Origin of the sequence: Streptomyces sp. S3(2020) (assembly GCF_013044505.1) — a bacterium.
Classification (GTDB): domain Bacteria; phylum Actinomycetota; class Actinomycetes; order Streptomycetales; family Streptomycetaceae; genus Streptomyces.
Window position 1 is genome coordinate 19,574 of record NZ_JABERD010000089.1, and the last position, 17,489, is coordinate 37,062.

The 17,489-nt window shown below is 71.2% G+C and carries 17 protein-coding genes and 1 pseudogene; 9 read left to right on the forward strand and 9 right to left on the reverse strand.

Features of this window, described 5'->3' with window-relative positions; all coding sequences use genetic code 11:
• Positions 1 to 5: 5 nt before the first annotated feature.
• Positions 6 to 881 carry a shikimate dehydrogenase gene (locus tag HLK59_RS26290; protein WP_171143985.1) on the reverse strand — a complete coding sequence of 292 codons (876 nt, stop codon included), beginning with the start codon at positions 879 to 881 and terminating at the stop codon, positions 6 to 8.
• Positions 882 to 1,027: 146 nt separating this feature from the next.
• Here HLK59_RS26290 and HLK59_RS26295 point away from each other — a divergent pair, with 146 nt between their 5' ends.
• The gene (locus HLK59_RS26295) at positions 1,028 to 1,693 is read left to right on the forward strand and encodes a TetR/AcrR family transcriptional regulator (protein ID WP_171143986.1); all 666 of its coding nucleotides are present in this window, start codon (positions 1,028 to 1,030) and stop codon (positions 1,691 to 1,693) included.
• A 200-nt stretch (positions 1,694 to 1,893) separates the two neighbouring features.
• Positions 1,894 to 3,234 carry an MFS transporter gene (locus HLK59_RS26300; protein ID WP_171143987.1) on the forward strand — a complete coding sequence of 447 codons (1,341 nt, stop codon included), beginning with the start codon at positions 1,894 to 1,896 and terminating at the stop codon, positions 3,232 to 3,234.
• An 87-nt stretch (positions 3,235 to 3,321) separates the two neighbouring features.
• Here HLK59_RS26300 and HLK59_RS26305 read toward each other — a convergent pair whose 3' ends face one another.
• A complete protein-coding gene (locus HLK59_RS26305; RefSeq protein WP_171143988.1) occupies positions 3,322 to 3,594 on the reverse strand; it encodes a hypothetical protein in 273 nt (90 codons plus the stop codon).
• Between the two features lie 102 nt (positions 3,595 to 3,696).
• Here HLK59_RS26305 and HLK59_RS26310 point away from each other — a divergent pair, with 102 nt between their 5' ends.
• The gene (locus HLK59_RS26310; RefSeq protein ID WP_171143989.1) at positions 3,697 to 4,104 is read left to right on the forward strand and encodes a VOC family protein; all 408 of its coding nucleotides are present in this window, start codon (positions 3,697 to 3,699) and stop codon (positions 4,102 to 4,104) included.
• A 100-nt stretch (positions 4,105 to 4,204) separates the two neighbouring features.
• A complete protein-coding gene (locus tag HLK59_RS26315) occupies positions 4,205 to 6,592 on the forward strand; it encodes an excinuclease ABC subunit UvrA (protein ID WP_171143990.1) in 2,388 nt (795 codons plus the stop codon).
• A 33-nt stretch (positions 6,593 to 6,625) separates the two neighbouring features.
• On the opposite strand, the gene HLK59_RS26320 is transcribed toward HLK59_RS26315, so the two are convergent.
• Complete coding sequence (locus tag HLK59_RS26320; RefSeq protein ID WP_171143991.1) at positions 6,626 to 7,036, reverse strand: VOC family protein; 411 nt, start codon at positions 7,034 to 7,036, stop codon at positions 6,626 to 6,628.
• A gap of 413 nt (positions 7,037 to 7,449) precedes the next feature.
• Between HLK59_RS26320 and HLK59_RS26325 the strand changes: the two genes are divergently transcribed.
• Entirely contained in the window at positions 7,450 to 7,896 is a 447-nt protein-coding gene (locus HLK59_RS26325; protein ID WP_171143992.1) for a hypothetical protein, read from the forward strand.
• Between the two features lie 97 nt (positions 7,897 to 7,993).
• On the opposite strand, the gene HLK59_RS26330 is transcribed toward HLK59_RS26325, so the two are convergent.
• A complete protein-coding gene (locus tag HLK59_RS26330; protein WP_171143993.1) occupies positions 7,994 to 8,443 on the reverse strand; it encodes a PPOX class F420-dependent oxidoreductase in 450 nt (149 codons plus the stop codon).
• Between the two features lie 87 nt (positions 8,444 to 8,530).
• Between HLK59_RS26330 and HLK59_RS26335 the strand changes: the two genes are divergently transcribed.
• The 3 genes from HLK59_RS26335 (at position 8,531) to HLK59_RS26345 (ending at position 11,690) form a co-directional block, all read left to right on the forward strand.
• Complete coding sequence (locus tag HLK59_RS26335) at positions 8,531 to 9,109, forward strand: TetR/AcrR family transcriptional regulator (protein WP_171143994.1); 579 nt, start codon at positions 8,531 to 8,533, stop codon at positions 9,107 to 9,109.
• Entirely contained in the window at positions 9,106 to 10,398 is a 1,293-nt protein-coding gene (locus HLK59_RS26340) for an MFS transporter (protein WP_171143995.1), read from the forward strand. Before HLK59_RS26335 ends, HLK59_RS26340 begins: the two co-directional genes overlap by 4 nt.
• A 65-nt stretch (positions 10,399 to 10,463) precedes the next feature.
• Positions 10,464 to 11,690 (forward strand): serine hydrolase domain-containing protein, encoded by a 1,227-nt coding sequence (locus HLK59_RS26345; protein ID WP_171143996.1) that lies wholly within the window; start codon positions 10,464 to 10,466, stop codon positions 11,688 to 11,690.
• On the opposite strand, the gene HLK59_RS26350 is transcribed toward HLK59_RS26345, so the two are convergent.
• From HLK59_RS26350 to ribA, 4 genes are all read right to left on the reverse strand, one after another.
• The gene (locus tag HLK59_RS26350; RefSeq protein ID WP_171143997.1) at positions 11,691 to 12,845 is read right to left on the reverse strand and encodes a saccharopine dehydrogenase family protein; all 1,155 of its coding nucleotides are present in this window, start codon (positions 12,843 to 12,845) and stop codon (positions 11,691 to 11,693) included.
• Positions 12,838 to 13,899 carry a saccharopine dehydrogenase gene (locus tag HLK59_RS26355; protein ID WP_171143998.1) on the reverse strand — a complete coding sequence of 354 codons (1,062 nt, stop codon included), beginning with the start codon at positions 13,897 to 13,899 and terminating at the stop codon, positions 12,838 to 12,840. Before HLK59_RS26355 ends, HLK59_RS26350 begins: the two co-directional genes overlap by 8 nt.
• A complete protein-coding gene (locus HLK59_RS26360; protein WP_171143999.1) occupies positions 13,896 to 15,041 on the reverse strand; it encodes an FAD-binding oxidoreductase in 1,146 nt (381 codons plus the stop codon). Before HLK59_RS26360 ends, HLK59_RS26355 begins: the two co-directional genes overlap by 4 nt.
• 64 nt (positions 15,042 to 15,105) lie before the next feature.
• Positions 15,106 to 15,765, reverse strand: coding sequence for a GTP cyclohydrolase II (gene ribA, locus HLK59_RS26365; protein WP_171144000.1), 660 nt, complete (start codon positions 15,763 to 15,765; stop codon positions 15,106 to 15,108).
• A gap of 41 nt (positions 15,766 to 15,806) precedes the next feature.
• On the opposite strand from ribA, the gene HLK59_RS26370 reads away from it, so the two are divergent.
• On the forward strand, positions 15,807 to 16,577 hold the full coding sequence (locus HLK59_RS26370; RefSeq protein WP_171144001.1) for a creatininase family protein: 771 nt from the start codon (positions 15,807 to 15,809) through the stop codon (positions 16,575 to 16,577).
• Positions 16,578 to 16,666: 89 nt separating this feature from the next.
• Here the strand turns inward: HLK59_RS26370 and HLK59_RS26375 are convergent.
• Positions 16,667 to 17,419: pseudogene (locus HLK59_RS26375) on the reverse strand (lysylphosphatidylglycerol synthase transmembrane domain-containing protein); the annotation flags it as partial.
• Between the last annotated feature and the right edge of the window lie 70 nt (positions 17,420 to 17,489).

A 17,489-nucleotide genomic window follows, 5' to 3' on the forward strand; every position in this document is an offset into this window, starting at 1 on the left:
TCTTCCTACTTCGGGGTTCCCACGGCGCCGGCGAGCTCGGCGATGTCGGCGAGCATCCGCGCGCTGTCGGGTTCCCGCCCGGTGAAGAGGCGGAACGCGTCCACGGCCTGGAACACGGCCATCCCGCCCCCGTCCAGGGTGGCGCAGCCGATCGCGCGGGCGGTGCGCAGGAGTTCGGTCTCCAGCGGGCGGTAGACGACCTCGGCGACCCACAGGCCGGGGTGCAGGAGTTCGGCGGCGAAGGGCAGGCCGGGGTGGGCGGCCATGCCGGTGGGGGTGGCGTGCACGATGCCGTCGGCGCCCGCGAGCAGCTCGGGCAGCCGGTCGGGGGTCGCGTGGGTGGCGCGGCCGTCGCCGAAGTGGCGGTTCAGCGAGGCGGCGAGATCCGCGGCCCGGTCGGCGAGCGCGTCGACCACGGTGACCCGCTCGGCGCCGAGGGTGAGCGTGGCGTGCGCGACCGCCGCGCCCGCGCCGCCCGCGCCCAGCTGGACGACCTTCTCCAGCGGTACGTCGGGCAGGCCGCGAGCGAAGGAGGCGGCGAAGCCGGTCACGTCCGTGTTGTGGCCGACGGCCCGGCCGTCCTCGAAGACGACGGTGTTGACCGCGCCGAGCGCCTCGGCCTGCGGGGAGAGCGCGTCGAGGTGCTCGATGACGAGCTGCTTGCAGGGGTGCGTGATGTTGAGCCCGTCGAAGCCGGTGTCCCGCGCGGACCGCAGCAGCTCGCCGACCGCCTCCGGGCCGACGCCGAGGACGTCGATGTCGATGAGCCGGTACAGATAGCGCAGACCCTGGCGGTCGGCCTCCCGCTCGTGCAGGGCCGGGCTGAGCGAGGGGCCGATGCCCGCACCGATCAGTCCGACGAGATACGAGTCCTTGGCCACGGCGGACCTCCTGAACGGCTCACTAATGTACGAACTAGTGAGTTAGTCATAGCACCCGGAAACCGCACTTGGGAAGCCCTGCCCCGTCCCGCGGAGCGAGTGGGCTTCTAGAATCGCGGCACTGGCCGCACACCCGAAGGATGCCGATGACCAGCGTCGAAGAACCGCTACGACCAGGCGGGCGCACCCGTGACGCCGCGCGCACCAAGGCCGAGATCCTCGACGTGGCGACCCACGAGTTCGCCCGGGTCGGCTTCGCGGGGGCCCGGGTCGACGACATCGCCGCCCGCACCAGCACCACGAAGCGGATGATCTACTACTACTTCGGCGGCAAGGAGCAGCTGTTCACGGCCGTCCTGGAGCGGGCGTACGGCGTGATCCGGGAAGCCGAGCAGGAGCTGGACGTCGAGCATCTGGACCCGGTCGCGGCCATCCGCAGGCTCGCCGAGGTCACCTTCGACCACCACGAGCAGCACCCCGACTTCATCCGCCTGGTCAGCATCGAGAACATCCACGAGGCCGAGCACATCGCCGGCTCCGAGAAGCTCGGCAAGATGGGCTCGCCCGCCCTGGACGTGATCCGCCGAATCCTGGAGTCGGGCCAGAAGTCCGGCCTGTTCACGGCCGACGTGGACGCCGTCGACCTGCACGCGATGATCAGCTCGTTCTGCTTCTTCCGGGTCGCCAACCGGCACACCTTCGGTGCCCTGTTCGGCCGCGACCTCATCGACCCCGCCCAGCGCGAGCACTACCGGAACATGCTGGGCGACATGGTGATCGCGTACCTGACCGCGGAGCGCATCGCGGACTGAAGATCGTTCGGCACCACCTCTTGACACGCGGGAAACGCGAGCGCAACATCCCTACCCAAGCGCTACTAACTACCTAGTGGGTTAATTAACCCGAGAACCCGCAAGGACCCAGGCGCGGCCGACCAGCACCCCCACGAGGTCAGGCACTTCTTCCCGCCGCTCACTCCGCTTACGTTGGAGTTCCCCAAAGGAGCACGCCCGTGTCCGTCCCCGCCGAAGCCGTCGGGCAGCCGAAAAAGGCAGCGACCGCTGCCTGGATCGGCAGCGCGCTGGAGTACTACGACTTCTTCATCTACGGCAGCGCGGCCGCGCTGATCTTCCCGCACGTCTTCTTCGACGAGTCCGACCCGGCCACCGCGACCCTGCTGTCGCTGGGCACCTTCGGTGTGGCCTACGCGGCCCGGCCGATCGGCGCGCTCTTCCTGGGCCACTTCGGTGACAAGGTCGGCCGCAAGAAGATCATGGTCTTCACGCTGATCCTGATGGGTCTGTCGACCTTCCTCATCGGCTGCCTCCCCACCCGCGACCAGGTCGGCACGCTCGCACCGGTGCTGCTGGTGGCCTGCCGTGTCCTCCAGGGCATCTCCGCCGCCGGTGAGCAGGCGAGCGCGAACTCCATGACACTCGAACACGCGCCGTCGCACCGGCGCGGCTTCTTCACCAGCTTCACCCTCAGCGGCACCCAGGGCGGCCAGCTCCTCGCCACACTCGCCTTCATCCCGATCGCCGCGCTCCCCGAGGACCAGCTGCTGTCCTGGGGCTGGCGGATCCCGTTCTTCCTGAGCATCGCGGTCGCCGTCGTCGGCTACGTCATCCGCCGCAAGCTGGAGGAGACCCCGGCCTTCGAGCAGCAGACCGCCTCCGAGGGCGTCGTGAAGATGCCCCTCGCGTTCCTGGCCCGCAACCACTGGGCGGACGTCCTGCGGGTGATCGCGGGTGCGCTGATCGCCTCGGTGTCGACGATCTTCACGGTCTGGGCGCTGGCGTACGCCACCAGCGACTCGGTGGGCATGAGCCGCTCCTCGATGCTGTGGGTGGGCGCGCTCGCCAACCTGGTCGCCCTCGGCGCGATCCCGGCGTGGGCCACGCTCTCGGACCGCATCGGCCGCCGCCCGGTCTACCTGATCGGCGCCGTGGGCAGCGCGGTCATGATGTTCCTGTACCTCTGGGCGATCTCCACGGGCAACTACCCGCTGACCCTGGTGCTGGGCATCGTCACCTTCGGTGTCGTCTACAGCGCCGCGAACGGGGTGTGGCCCTCCTTCTACGGCGAGATGTTCTCGACCCGCGTCCGGCTGTCGGGCATGGCGATCGGTACCCAGATCGGCTTCGCCGTCGCCGGGTTCGCCGTCACCTTCGCCGCGCAGATCGCCGGCCCCGACGGCAGCGACTGGTCGGCGGTCGCGTTCTTCACCGCCGCCCTGTGCGTCCCGCCGGTCATCGCCGCCCTCACGGCCCGCGAGACCCACAGGATCCCGACCGAGCAGCTCGGCGAGCGCACGCCGGACACGGCGGCCGAGCGGGAGACGGTCACCGCCTGATCCCGCTCCGCCAGGACTCCCGAGTCCCCGGACGCCGTAAGGGCTCCGGGGACTCGGGCATGTCGGTGGCCGGTGGGCGCGAGGGGGTCACTCGACCACGTCGACCTCGTCCGGCTCGGGGAACGGCATCATGTCCCGGCCCATCGGCCGGCCCTGCCACCGCGGCCCACCCTCGGCACGGTCGGGCCAGGGGGCGGTGGCGGCACGGAAGCGGTCGTCGTACGCGTCGAGCTCGGGCTGCCGCAGCGCCCGTACCCGCTCGGGCAGCCGCGGCCGGACGCGGGCCAGTACGCCTCGGCACCACAGGTCGTTCGACAGCTCCGGCCTGCTCCGGCCGCAGCCTTCCGCCACGTCCGACACCAGGTCGTCCCATCGGGCGAGCAGGGAGTTGAGGGTGGACCGCCACGGCTCCGTCAGTTTTCGAGAAGCGCCCGCCCCGGGGGCGCGCCTAGCGTGAGGTCCATGGACCTCACCCTTCACGCGAGCTTCCTCCCGCAGGACGATCCGGACGCCGCGCTGGCCTTCTACCGCGACCTCCTCGGTTTCGAGGTGCGCGGCGATGTCGGCAAGGGCTCGATGCGCTGGATCACGGTCGGTCCCGCCGGTCAGCCGGACACGTCGGTGGTGCTGCATCCGCAGGGCGCCGACCCCGATCTCACCGAGGACGAGCGCCGCACGATCTCCGCGATGATGGCCAAGGGCACCTACGCGAGCATCGTCCTGGCCACCGCCGACCTCGACACCGCCTTCGACCGGCTCCAGGCGGGCGCCGACGTGGTCCAGGAGCCGATCCTCCAGCCGTGGGGCGTACGGGACTGCGCCTTCCGTGACCCCGCGGGCAATCTGATCCGTGTCCAGGAACGGAACTGAGCAGGCGCGAAACGACCCGGAACGCTTTGTTCCCGCTGGAGAATCAGCCTCTCATGCTCGGAGCCGGTGAGATCGAACCGAACGATGGAGAACAGTCAGCATGGCCACCCAGAGGACGACCCCCCAGCCGCCCGCGCCGCACCCCGCCGACAGCCACGACCTGATCCGCGTGCACGGCGCGCGTGAGAACAACCTCAAGGACGTCAGCATCGAGATCCCCAAACGCAGGCTGACGGTGTTCACCGGAGTCTCCGGTTCGGGCAAGAGCTCGCTGGTGTTCGACACCATCGCCGCGGAGTCGCAGCGGCTGATCAACGAGACGTACAGCGCCTTCGTCCAGGGCTTCATGCCGACGCTGGCGCGGCCCGAGGTCGACGTCCTGGACGGTCTGACCACGGCGATCATCGTCGACCAGGAGCGGATGGGCGCCAACGCCCGCTCGACCGTCGGCACCGTGACCGATGTCAACGCGATGCTGCGCATCCTCTTCAGCCGGCTCGGCACACCGCACATCGGCCCGCCCAACGCGTACTCGTTCAATGTGCCCTCGGTGTCGGCGAGCGGTGCGATCACCGTGGAGCGCGGTGGCAAGACCAAGGCGGAGAAGGCCACGTTCCACCGGCTCGGCGGCATGTGTCCGCGCTGCGAGGGCATGGGCTCGGTCAGTGACTTCGACCTGTCGGCGCTGTACGACGACAGTCTCTCGCTCAACGAGGGTGCGCTGACGATCCCCGGCTACAGCATGGACGGCTGGTACGGCCGTATCTACCGGGGCTGCGGCTTCTTCGACCCGGACAAGCCGATCCGCAGGTTCAACAAGCGCGAACTCCACGACCTGCTCCACAAGGAGCCGACCAAGATCAAGGTCGAGGGGATCAACCTGACGTACGAAGGACTGATCCCGAAGATCCAGAAGTCCTTCCTCTCCAAGGACGTCGACGCCCTCCAGCCGCACATCCGCGCCTTCGTGGAGCGGGCGGTGACCTTCCAGACCTGTCCCGAGTGCGAGGGCACCCGGCTCAGCGCGGAGGCCCGGGCGTCGAAGATCAAGCGGAAGAACATCGCCGACGTCTGCGCGATGCAGATCGACGATCTGGCCGACTGGGTGCGGGAGTTGAAGGAGCCGTCGGTGGCGCCGCTGCTGGCCGCGCTGGGGCATTCGCTGGACTCGTTCGTCGAGATCGGGCTCGGCTATCTCAGCCTCGACCGTCCCTCGGGCACCCTGTCCGGCGGTGAGGCGCAGCGGACGAAGATGATCCGCCACCTCGGGTCCTCGCTCACCGATGTGACGTACGTCTTCGACGAGCCGACGATCGGGCTGCACCCGCACGACATCCGCCGGATGAACGAACTGCTGCTGCAACTGCGCGACAAGGGCAACACCGTGCTGGTCGTGGAGCACAAGCCGGAGGCGATCGAGATCGCCGACCATGTCGTGGACCTCGGTCCGCGGGCCGGTACCGCGGGCGGTGAGGTGGTCTTCGAGGGCTCGGTGGAGGGGCTGCGGGCGAGCGACACGCTCACCGGGCGGCACCTGGACGACCGGGCCTCGCTGAAGACCTCGGTGCGGGAGCCGTCGGGGGTGCTGGAGGTGCGCGGCGCCGGTACGAACAACCTCCAGGACGTCGATGTCGACATCCCGCTGGGCGCGTTGGTCGTCGTGACCGGGGTCGCGGGGTCCGGCAAGAGTTCACTCATCCACGGCTCGGTGTCGGGACAGGACGGGGTCGTCACGGTCGACCAGACCGGCATCCGCGGCTCGCGGCGCAGCAACCCGGCGACGTACACCGGGCTGTTGGAGCCGATCCGCAAGGCGTTCGCCAAGGCCAACGGGGTGAAGCCGGCCCTGTTCAGCGCCAACTCCGAGGGCGCCTGCCCGACGTGTAACGGCGCGGGCGTCGTCTACACGGACCTGGCGATGATGGCCGGGGTGGCGTCCACGTGCGAGGAGTGCGAGGGGAAGCGGTTCCAGGCGGCCGTGCTGGAGTACCACCTCGGCGGGCGTGACATCAGCGAGGTGCTCGCGATGCCGGTGTCCGAGGCGGTGGAGTTCTTCGGCGCGGGCGAGGCGCGTACGCCGGCCGCGCACCGGATCCTGGAGCGGCTCGCGGACGTCGGGCTGGGCTACCTCACCCTCGGGCAGCCGCTGACCACGCTGTCGGGCGGTGAGCGGCAGCGGCTGAAGCTGGCCACGCACATGGGTGAGAAGGGCGGGGTCTACGTCCTCGACGAGCCGACGACCGGACTCCATCTCGCGGACGTGGAGCAGCTGTTGGGCCTGCTGGACCGGCTGGTCGACTCCGGGAAGTCGGTCGTCGTCATCGAGCACCACCAGGCCGTCATGGCGCACGCCGACTGGATCATCGACCTCGGCCCCGGCGCCGGGCACGACGGCGGCCGGGTCGTCTTCGAGGGCACTCCGGCCGACCTGGTCGCGGACCGCTCGACGCTCACGGGCCAGCATCTCGCGGAGTACGTGGGCGCCTGACCACCCCGGCCGTCGGTGATCGCGCCCGTCCCGCTACGAGTTGGACCACGCCCGCTCGCACAGCACCAGCCGGTATCCGTCCGGGTCCTCGATCGTCACGCCCCACTCGTTCCAGTAGGGGTTGGGCGAGGGGACCTGCTTGCCGCCGTGCTGTTCGAGTCGGGTGACCAGGTCCTGCGGCACGGGACCGTCGACGTAGACGACCAGGAGGTCCTCCTCCGTGGGCCGGGGTTCGACGGGGTGGGCCGGCTCGTGGACGAGTTCCAGGTGCCAGGCGGCGTCGGGCCAGCCGAGCATGAGCAGATCGTGCCGGTCCGGTTCGGTGCCGCCCTCGGCCCGCCATACGACGGCCAGGCCGAGCCCGTCGGCCCAGAACCGCTCGGCCGCGGCGAGGTCGCGGGACGGGCGGGCGACACGGAGGTGACTGCGGCCGTCGACCGGCATCATGACCTCTTTCCGAGCTGCGGATTCTTCCCCGCAGCGTAGGCGGGGCGCGCTCCCCGGACCATCGGCCGTCCGCCCTGCGCCCCGGGTCCTAGGACCGTGCGGACCGGTCCGCCCCCGTTGACAGTTGACGTTTTCGGCAAGAACATCGGCCGGAGCGAGCAGAAAAGAGCAGACGTGCCACGCGTGACGTCGGCCCGGGGAGGGAGGCTTCGCGCGTACCGGCCGGTTTCAGGGGCGGCCGGCACGCGCGAAGTGGCGGCTGTCCGTCGTGGACCGGCGATCCGGTCACCGCTCCTGGAGAACCTCGCCGCGGTCCGGCGCGGCGACTAGTGAGGAACCGTCCGCCCCACCCGCCACAGCCGTCCTGGGCGGCCCGTTCCCGGCGGCCTTACGGACAGGGGGAGTTCGGGGTGCAGACACTGCGCGACACGGACCCTCGGCGGATCGGCCCGTACGAGGTCCTGGGCAGACTCGGCGCGGGTGACATGGGCGAGGTGTATCTCGCCGAGCCACCCGCCGACCCGCCCGCCGGTTCCCGGCCGGCCTCCCGGCAGGAGGTACGGGCGGCGCGTGCCGTCGGCGGGACGGGGACGTACGTCGCGCGGATCATCGACGCGGACACCGAGGCCGAACGAACGTGGACGGCGACCGAGTTCGTCGACGGACCGAACCTGTTCCTCGGCTCCACGACGCTGCGCGTCATCGACCGGCAGGGCCGGCAGACCCGGTCGCTGTCGTTCAACTCGAAGATCCTGGCCGAGTACAGCCCCGTGATCAGCACCGCAGACCAGGGACTGCGCGTGTACGTCGCCACACCGAACGGCATCACCGCGCCGGCCTGTCCGCCTAGGCCCTGAGCGGGTCGGGCAAAATCCGCTGCGGGTTCGGACGGCCGTATCGATGTGCGGCGCCGCAGCCGAACGACGGCACCTCACCGCTCATCCAGCGGAGCGCCTAGCCCCGGTTCGCCCCCGCCGGGATCCCGTACGCCCGCTCCACCTTCAGCCGGAGCACCACCCGGCGGTCGCGGACCATCGCGGCTCGGAAGTCGTTCCAGTCGGGGTGCTCGCCCAGGACGTCGCGGTACAGCCGGACGAGTTCCTCGACCGTCTCGTCGTACGGGTCCCGTGCCACCGGCGTGAGCTCCGCCGTCCCCTCGGCGACCGTGTACGCCCACCGGTCCGCGGCCGTCACGTGGTAGGACGCCCTCGGATCGCGGCGCAGATTGCGGGTCTTGGCGCGGTCGTCCGTGACCGAGACCCGGATGATCCGCTCGTCGGGGTAGTAGGCGTGGCTGACGTTCGACAGCTGGGGCCGGCCGTCGCGCTTGAGGGTGACGAGCACCCCGCCGTGGCCCTCGGAGAGCAGCCCGAGCAGTGCGTTCTGCGTCGCGTCCTGAGTCATGTCTGGGTCAACCGGCGATTGGGGCTCCCGCATTCCCGGACAGGAGGAGCATAGACAGTGTCTACGCATGACTGGTAGACACTGTCTATGCGTGAGGTGGAGAGCGGGCTGCGGGCCCGGCTGGTCGAGGTCGGTGTGGAGCTGGTGGCGCGGGAGGGCGTGCAGGCGCTGACCCTGCGGGAGATCGCCCGGCGGGCGGGCGTCTCGCACGGTGCGCCGCGCCGCTACTTCCCGACCCATCTGGAGCTGCTGTCGGCCATCGCGGGCCGCGGCTTCGCCGAACTGGCGAAGCGGACCGCGGGGGTGACCGACGACGGCACGGCGAGCCCGCGCGACCGGCTGACGGAGCTGGGGCGGGTCTATCTGCGGTTCGCGCTGGACAACCGCGGCATGTACGAGCTGATGTTCCGTCACGATCTGCTGGAGAGCGGCCGTCTGGGCCTCCGGGACACCAGCCTGCCGCTCTTCGGCCGCCTGGTGGAACTGGTCGCCCTGGCCCGGCCGGACGCGGACGCCCGTCTCGTCGCCGGGGCGTTGTGGGCGAACCTGCACGGCATCGCCCAGCTGTGGGGCTGGGGAAGCCTCCAACTGGCCACGGGTGCCAACGACTTCGACCCCCTCCTGCGCAGCGTCCGCGACGCGCACCTCGGTCGGGAGGACGGGTGAACCCTCGTCTCGTTCTCGCGGGCAGCGTGACCGGCGCGGTGATCGTCGCCCTCGACGGCACGGTCCTCACCGTCGCCCAGCCCACCCTGCAAAGGGACTTGGGCGCCACTTTCGCGCAGGTCCAGTGGACCAGCACCGGCTATCTCGTCGCGGTGGCGAGTCTGCTGGTGTTCGCGGGACGGCTCGGCGACCGGTACGGGCACCGGCGGCTCTTCGGGATCGGCATGCTCGGCTTCGGGATCACGTCGGCGGGCATCGGGACGGCGCCCGGTGTCGGCTGGGTGATCGGACTGCGGGTCGCCCAGGGGGTGTTCGGGGCGCTCCTGCAACCCGCCACGCTCGGCATGCTGCGCGCCGCCTACCCGGCGGACCGGCTCCGGGGGCCCATCGCGGTGCGCACCGCGGCGATCGGGGTGGCCGCCGCGGTCGGCCCGTTGGTGGGCGGGGTACTGGTGGCCGGGTCCGGGTGGCGGGCGGTGTTCTTCGTCAACGTCGTGCCCGCGCTGGTGTTCGGCGTGCTCGCCCTGGCAGTGCGGGAGCCGGAGACGGCCGCCGAGGTCCGCCTCGACCTGCCCGGTGCCGCCCTGCTCGCGGTGACCCTGGGGTTCCTGGTCCATACGCTGGTCTCCCCGCACTGGTTCGGCCTGGCGGTGACCGCCGTCGCCGGAACCGCCTTCGTACGCCACGAACGCCTCGCCGAAAGCCCGCTGATACCGCGTGCCGTCCCCGGCCCACCGCTCGGCGTCCTGGTCGCCGCGTCGGCCGCCCTGTCGGGCACGCTGTTCGTGAGCACGTACGTCCTTCAGTACACGCTCGGCCTGGACCCCTTCCAAAGCGCCCTGCGCTGCCTCCCGTTGGCGGTGCTGATGGTGGCCGCCGCCGCGGTGTGCCCGGTGCTCCTGCGCCGGGCGGGGGCCCGCCGTACGACGGCGACCGCGATGGCGGTCCTCGCCGTCGGGATCCTGGTGCTCTCCCGGGCGTCGGGCGCGGGCACGCTGGGCGCCGGATTCGCGCTGCTGGGCGCGGGGTTCGGGACCGTCATGGTGGCGGCCACCCATGTCGTCGTACGGGAGAGCCCGGTCGGGGCGGCAGGGGTGGCGGGCGGGTTGCAGCAGACCGCGATGAACGTCGGGCCGACGCTCGGGGTGGCCCTGGCCGCCACGGAGGTGTCCCTCGTGGCGTTCGCCGCGGTCGCCCTGGCGGGCGCGGCACTGTCGGCCGGTTTCCGCTCCAGGACGGCCGATCAAGGTCAACCGGGCAACCGTTCGCGGGTTCCTGCGCGACGATGATGTCTGAGGTCGTCGCGGCGGGGTATGCCGGATCGCACCTCGACGAACGCGAGCGGAGGAGAGCGATGGCACAGCTGCGGCAGGAAGTCGACCCCGGTGAGGTCGGGCTGGACGTGAAGGCGCTGGACCGCCTCGACCAGCACTTCGCCCACTACGTCGACGAGGGACGCATGCCCGGCTTCCTGGTGGCCGTCGCCCGCGGCGGCCGCGTCGCCCACCTCACGGCCCACGGCCACCGTGACCTCGCCGCCGGACTGCCCGTCGAGGCGGACACCCTGTGGCGGATCTACTCGATGACCAAGCCCGTCACCGCGATGGCCGCGCTGATCCTGGTCGAGGAGGGAAGGCTGTCGCTGGACGACCCGGTGGCCCGGCATCTGCCCGCCTTCGCCGACGCCCGGGTGTACGAGAGCGGCTCGGGCGCGGGCATGGTCACCCGGCCCGCCGCACAGCCCATGCTGATCCGGCACCTGATGACCCACACCGCGGGCCTGACCTTCGCCTTCTACCACTCCCACCCGGTCGACGCCCTGTACCGCGAGGCCGATCTGGAGTCGTCGGTGGTGCCGGGATCGACCCTGGCCGAGACGGTCGACGTGTACGCGAGCCTGCCGCTCCAGTTCGAACCGGGCACGCAGTGGAACTACTCGGTCGCCTCCAATGTGCTCGGCCGGGTCATCGAGGTGGTGTCCGGGCAGCCTCTGGACGTCTTCTTCGCCGAGCGGGTCTTCGGACCGCTCGGCATGACCGACGCCGGCCTGAGCGTCACGGACGAACAGGCGGGCAGACTCTCCGAGTTGTACGGCGAGAAGGACGACGGCGGTATCGAGCCGATCCCCGGGCTCCCGCTCCGCGGCCGGCCCCGGTTCCTCTCCGGCAGCGGCGGCATGGCGGCCTCCGCGCACGACCTGCACCGCTTCATGGAGTTGCTGCGCCGTCGCGGCGAGCTCGACGGCATCCGACTGCTCGCCCCCGGGACGGTGGACCTGATGACCAGGAACCACCTTCCCGGCGGCGTCGATCTGCGCGCCTTCGGCAGCAGGCCGGCCCATGACGAGCCCAACAACGACGGTGTCGGCTTCGGTCTCAGCGTCTCCGTGGTGATCGACCCCGCCCGTACCCTCGCGCCCACGAGCCCGGGCACATTCGGCTGGAGCGGAGCCGCCTCCACGACGTTCTGGGTCGATCCGGTCCGCGACCTGACCGTGCAGTTCTACACCCAGGTACGGCCCAGGACCCTCAAGCTCAACCCGGACCTCAGGCGGCTGGTGCACGAGGCCGTGGTCGAGTGATCAGGCGTCGACCCGCAGCGTGAACTCCACTCCCTCCAGGGCGAGTTCGCGCAGCCACTGTTCCGACCGGGCCGCCGTCTCCGCGGCCCGGTTGAGGCCGGGCGGCAGCGAGCCGTCCAGGACGTGGCCCACACCGAGGGCGAGGGTGCGCGAGACACAGCGGGCCATCGCGCTCTCCTCCTCGTCCCCCACCAGGTCCAGCAGATAGCTGCCCGACCACGCCTGCCCCGCCGGGCCGGCGACGTCCAGCGTCACGGCGAGGACGACCCGGTCCCGGTCGGTGTCCGTGGTCGGATAGGCCGCCGCCAACTCCCGTGCCAGTGCGGCGATCCGGGCGTCGTCACCGCCCTTGAGCTCCTCGAAGACGGCGTCCCAGGCCCGCAGCCACCCCTCCAGACGCAGGGTGCCCCGCACGAAGGACCGCGCCTTCCAGGCCGGCGGCATCCCGTACTGCTCGACGAACGGCACGCTGTCGCGGTTCGGATAGACCTCGAAGTCCTCCCCGTCGACGACATGGCGCCGGGTCGCCTCCCAGGGCCGCGCGGCGGTGGTCTCGGCCCCGTCCTCGATGTACCGCGCGGGCGAGCGCAGGGCGCCCAGGACCCCGAGGGGCGCCCAGCTGAAGCGGTACCGGAAGTCGTTCGGCACCGCGGGGATGCCGCCGCAGTAGGAGGTGAGGCGGTACGAGGCCGCCGTGCCGTCACCGATCGCGTCCCGGGCCCGGGCGACCAGGCTGTGCGCGAAGAGGTGGTCGACGCCCGGGTCGAGCCCGGCCTCGGTGAGCACGACGATCCCGGCCGCGAGGGCCGCGGGCACCAGTTCCAGCACGGCGTCCGACACATAGCTGGAGCACGCGAAGTGCGCCTTCCGCGCGACGCACGCGGCGAGGATCCCGGCGTGCTCCGGTGCGGGGAGCATCGACACGACGACGTCCCCGGGCGCGAGTCGCTCCGTCAGCGCGGGGAGGGTGTACGCGCGGGGCTCGGCGAGACCGGTGAGACCGAGCCGGTCGAGGGCCTCGGCGGCGCGTTCCTCGGTGCGGTGCCACACGTGCACCCTCTCGGCCCTCCCGCACACCCGGGCCAGACCGCTGCCCGTGGACAGCCCGGTGCCGATCCAGTGGACGGTGCCGCTCGCCGGAACCAGTTCAGCCATTCCTCGACTCCCCTTCCGCGATGCCGAGTTCCCGGCAGGTGTCATGGAACCGTTCCAGACAGCGCCCCCACGGCCCGCCGGTCCCGAAGTCCCGGAGCAGCGGCAGCAACTGGCCCGAGAAGCCCTCGCTGGACTCCTTCGGCAGCAGGGAGGGCAGGTTGTCGATGGCGATGAGATCGAGTGGGGGTTCCTTGCGGAGCCGGCGCACCGGCTCGTCCCACTCGGTGGTGCGGTCGTAGACCGGGAGCACGTTCAGGGGTGAGCCGACATCGCAGGTGACGTCGGAGAGGGTGCGCAGACGGCGGGCGGGGTCGTCCAGGTCCGTTTCCCGGAGGAACGGCGGGATCGGGGTGGTGGCGAGGACGCAGTTGACCAGCGCGTCGTGTTCCAGCAGGGCCCGGCGGTCCAGGTCGCGGGTTTCCTCCAGATCCCAGCAGGTGGGGTCGAGCCCGGCGGCTTGGAGGGCGACGCGGGCGCCGCGTCCGCTGCGGCCCAGGGCGCCGATGACGAGGGCGGTGAACTCCTCGTCCCCGGGGGCGGGTCGGAGGGTCTCGTCGAGTTCCTCCTTCGAGGTGGGCGTGAGCGGCGCGCGGAGTCGGCCCCGGTGCTGGAGCACCGCCAGGGCCGCGCCGAGATAGCCCGCCCAGTACCCGAAAGCGGCGAGGCGGCGCCCGTGGTCGTCGACCAGGTACTCAAGGTCGAGAAGCGCCCCTCCCCCGGCGGCGAACCTGCGCAGCAGGTCCTCGGCGCCCGGCTGCTGCTTGTAGGCGTGCCCGAAGAAGATGTGCCGGTGCGTCAACTCGGCTGGTCCGGCGGGGAGTTCCTTCAAGCCGAGGACGACCGCCGCCGGCGGCGCCGCCACCCATGAGCCCGTGGGCGCGACGCGGGCGCCGACCGCCTCGTACTCCTCGATCGGGAAGATCCGCTGCGGGGACTCCTCGACGGTCAGGGTCACCCCGCTCTCGACGAGCCCGCGTGCGTCGGACGGCACGACCGGTGTGCGCCGTTCGGTGGGACGGTCCTCGTGGCGCAGCCACAGATGGAGCTCGGTCATACGCAGTTGGCCTCCGGGCGCGGGGCGTCGGCCGCGAAACGGCCGGCGTTCAACGGGCTGACGTCCACGAAGGGTACGCGGCCCAGGCACAGGTCACGGACGACCTCGCCGACCGCCGGGCCCTGGAGGAAGCCATGACCGGAGAAGCCGGTCGCATACAGAAAGCGGGATACCGAAGTCGCCTCGCCGATCAGGGCGTTGTGGTCCGGGGTGACCTCGTACAGGCCCGCCCAGCCGCCGGTGCGGCGCAGGTCGAGGAGGGAGGGGGCGCGGTTCTCCATGGCGGCGGCGAGGCGGGGGATCCAGCGGTCGTGGGTGTCGGTGGCGAAGCCGGGGCGCTCGTCGGGGTCGGACATGCCGACGAGGAGGCCGGGGCCCTCGCGGTGGAAGTAGAGGGTGCTGCTGAAGTCGATGGTCATCGGCAGGCCGGGCGGCAGGCCCCGGACCGGCTCGGTGACCGCGATCTGGCGGCGCAGCGGCTCCACGGGCAGGTCGACTCCGACCATCTTCCCGACCGCGCGCGACCAGGCGCCGGCCGCGCAGACCACCGTGTCGGTGGAGATGGTGCCGAGCGTCGTCTCGACGGCCGTGATGGTGTCGCCGCGCACGGTGATGCCGGTGACCTCGGTGTGCCGCAGGATGCGGGCGCCCAGGGCGCGGGCGGCGGAGGCGTAGCCGTGGACGACGGCCTCGGGGGTGCAGTGGCCGTCGTCCGGTGAGAAGGCGGCGCCGAGCAGCCCGTCGGTGCTGATCAGCGGGGAGAGCTTGCGGGCCTCTTTCGGGGTGAGCATGCGGCTGGGCACGCCGAGGGAGTTCTGGAGCCGTACGCCCGCCTCGAAGGAGGCCACGTCCTCGGGCGTCGACAGCAGGAACAGGTAGCCGACGCGGTGCAGGCCGATGTCGTGGCCGACCTCCTGGTGGAACCGGCCGAACGCCTCCAGGCTGCGCGCGCCGAGCAGCACGTTGAGGCCGTCGGAGAACTGGGCCCGCACCCCTCCGGCCGCCTTCGAGGTGGATCCGGAGGCCAGTTCGTCGCGTTCGACGAGGACGATGTCGCGGACACCGGCGGCGGCGAGGTGGTAGGCGATGCTCGCGCCCATCACTCCGCCGCCGATCACCACGGCGTTTGCCTGCGTCCTCACGGGCGAGCCTCCCAGGGTTGTCGGGGCCGGTCCCCTCTTCCTGTCCTGACTCCGGTGCCCGTAATCAGGACAGGTGGGCCACCGCGTCCAGATGCGGCAGGTGGTGGTCGAGGCGTTCCCTCTTGGTGCGCAGATAGGTGATGTTGCTCTCGCACGGCGCTATCAGCAGCGGCACGGTCTCGGCGACCTCGATGCCGTGCCGCACCAACGCCGCGCGCTTGTCCGGGTTGTTGGACATCAGGCGCACCGAGCGCACGCCCAGGTCGTGCAGCATCCCGGCGGCGACACCGTAGTCGCGGGCGTCCACCGGCAGGCCGAGGGCGAGGTTCGCCTCGACGGTGTCCAGTCCCTCGGCCTGGAGGGCCATCGCGCGCAGCTTGGCGAGCAGTCCGATGCCGCGGCCCTCGTGGCCCCTCAGATAGACGACGATGCCACTGCCCTCGGCGACGACCGCCCGCAGGGCCGAGTCGAGCTGTTCACCGCATTCGCAGTGCCGGGAGCCGAAGGCGTCACCGGTCAGGCATTCCGAGTGCAGCCGGGTCAGGACCTCGTCCGTGCCGATCTCCCCGTAGACCAGGGCCACTTGCTCGTCACCGCGATCGTGGTCGAGGTAACCGATCGCCCTGAATTCACCGTACACGGTGGGCAGCGGAGCATTCACGACGCGTTCCACGCCCGTGCGCTGTGGAGTCTTCTTGCCGAGTACGCCAACTTTTTCTGTCATGATTCTCGAGTTCCTAAGCAGAGACGAAAGGCCGTGAAAGAATGAGTGGTTCGCAAACGCGGTCGGCGGAGCACGGTACGTTGCCGACGGACACCACGGAAGACGTACGGACGCGGGGCGAGGGTGTCTCACGACAGGTCGCCGTCCTTCCCGTCGGGAGCTTCGAACAGCACGGCCCGTTCCTTCCGCTGGCGACCGACACGCTCGTCGCCTGCGCTGTCGCGCGGGAGATCGCCGCGGCGTATCCGGTGCACCTTCTCCCTCCCGTGACGATCTCCTGCTCGCACGAGCACGCGGCGTGGGCGGGAACCGTCAGCATCTCCTCGGTGACCCTTCACTCGGTGATACGGGACATAGCGTCTTCGCTCCGCCGGTCCGGCGTCGAGACCCTGGTCGTGGTCAACGGACACGGCGGAAACTACGTACTGGGCAACGTCGTTCAGGAATCCTCCGCCCGCGGCGAGCGGATGGCGCTGTTCCCGGCCCCGGAGGACTGGGAGGCGGCCCGGGAGCGGGCGGGGGTGGTCACCTCGCTGCTCACCGACATGCATGCGGGGGAAATCGAGACCTCCATCCTTCTGCACGCTCATCCCGAATTCGTCCGACCCGGTTATGAGACCTCCGATTTCGTCGCCGACGACCGACGGCATCTGCTCACCCTCGGTATGTCCGCCTATACCGATTCCGGTGTCATCGGCCGTCCTTCGCTGGGTTCGGCGGAAAAGGGCAAAGCACTGCTTGCGAGTCTGGCGGATTCCTTCGGCACGTATTTCTCACTGCTCACCTCCGACGGCGATTCGACGCGCGGATAGCGGGCGAGCAGCACGACGAGGCCCGGCAGGCTGGCCGCGAGCGAGAGCACGCCGTAGACGACGGCGACGGCCAGCCCGCTGCCGGCGCCCAGCCCGGCGGCGCCGAAGGCCCAGGCGGTGACGCCCTCGCGGGGGCCCCAGCCGCCGACGTTGAGCGGCAGGCCCATGGCGAGCAGGGCGAGCACGGCGATCGGCAGCAGGACGGCGACGGAGGCGGCGGAACCGGCGACGCGGGCGGCGAGCACGAACATCGCGAGGTGCCCGGCGAGGACGGCGACGGACGACAGGGCGACACCGGGCCCGTTCCGCCGCGACAGCAGGCCCTCGCGGGCCTCGCGCAGGGCCTTGCCGGCCCGTGAGGGCGCCCGGTTCATCCGCAGGGCGAGCACGACGGCCAGCGCGCCCAGCGTGGCGAACAGGAGCAGCGGCGCGAGATGCCGGGCCTCGGAGAGCACCGGTGACGGCATGGTCAGCAGGACCGCGGCGCCGACGACCGCCAACGCGACCTGTCCGGCGACCCGTTCGAGGACGACGGCCCGTACACAGCGCCCGAGCTCCTGGGTGCTGCGTCCGTGCCGCACCGCCCGGTGCACATCGCCGAGTACGCCGCCGGGCAGCGCGGCGTTGAGGAACAGGGCCCGGTAGTAGGAGGCCACGGCCGCACCGAGCGGCAGCCGGATGCCCAGGCCCCGGGCGACCAGCTGCCAGCGCCAGGCGCTGAGGACGGTGGTGACCACGCCGATGCCGAGCGCGGCGAGCAGGGTCGCCCCGTCGATCCGGCGCAGCCCGTCGAGGAAGACGCCGGTGCCGAGCCGCCACAGCAGAACGGCGAGGATGACCACGCCGACGGCGCTGCCGGCATGGGTGCGGACGGCGGGGGACTTGAGGCGGGCGAGAACGTTTCGCCACCAG

Bases quoted from the DNA above. Each gene is read 5' to 3' on its own strand.
- HLK59_RS26295 (WP_171143986.1), top strand. From the start codon at position 1,028: ATGACCAGCGTCGAAGAACCGCTACGACCAGGCGGGCGCACCCGTGAC.
- HLK59_RS26320 (WP_171143991.1), bottom strand. From the start codon at position 7,036: ATGCCGGTCGACGGCCGCAGTCACCTCCGTGTCGCCCGCCCGTCCCGC.
- HLK59_RS26330 (WP_171143993.1), bottom strand. From the start codon at position 8,443: ATGACTCAGGACGCGACGCAGAACGCACTGCTCGGGCTGCTCTCCGAG.
- HLK59_RS26315 (WP_171143990.1), top strand. From the start codon at position 4,205: ATGGCCACCCAGAGGACGACCCCCCAGCCGCCCGCGCCGCACCCCGCC.
- HLK59_RS26370 (WP_171144001.1), top strand. From the start codon at position 15,807: ATGAGTGGTTCGCAAACGCGGTCGGCGGAGCACGGTACGTTGCCGACG.
- HLK59_RS26355 (WP_171143998.1), bottom strand. From the start codon at position 13,899: ATGACCGAGCTCCATCTGTGGCTGCGCCACGAGGACCGTCCCACCGAA.
- HLK59_RS26350 (WP_171143997.1), bottom strand. From the start codon at position 12,845: ATGGCTGAACTGGTTCCGGCGAGCGGCACCGTCCACTGGATCGGCACC.
- HLK59_RS26335 (WP_171143994.1), top strand. From the start codon at position 8,531: ATGCGTGAGGTGGAGAGCGGGCTGCGGGCCCGGCTGGTCGAGGTCGGT.
- HLK59_RS26345 (WP_171143996.1), top strand. From the start codon at position 10,464: ATGGCACAGCTGCGGCAGGAAGTCGACCCCGGTGAGGTCGGGCTGGAC.
- HLK59_RS26310 (WP_171143989.1), top strand. From the start codon at position 3,697: ATGGACCTCACCCTTCACGCGAGCTTCCTCCCGCAGGACGATCCGGAC.
- ribA (WP_171144000.1), bottom strand. From the start codon at position 15,765: ATGACAGAAAAAGTTGGCGTACTCGGCAAGAAGACTCCACAGCGCACG.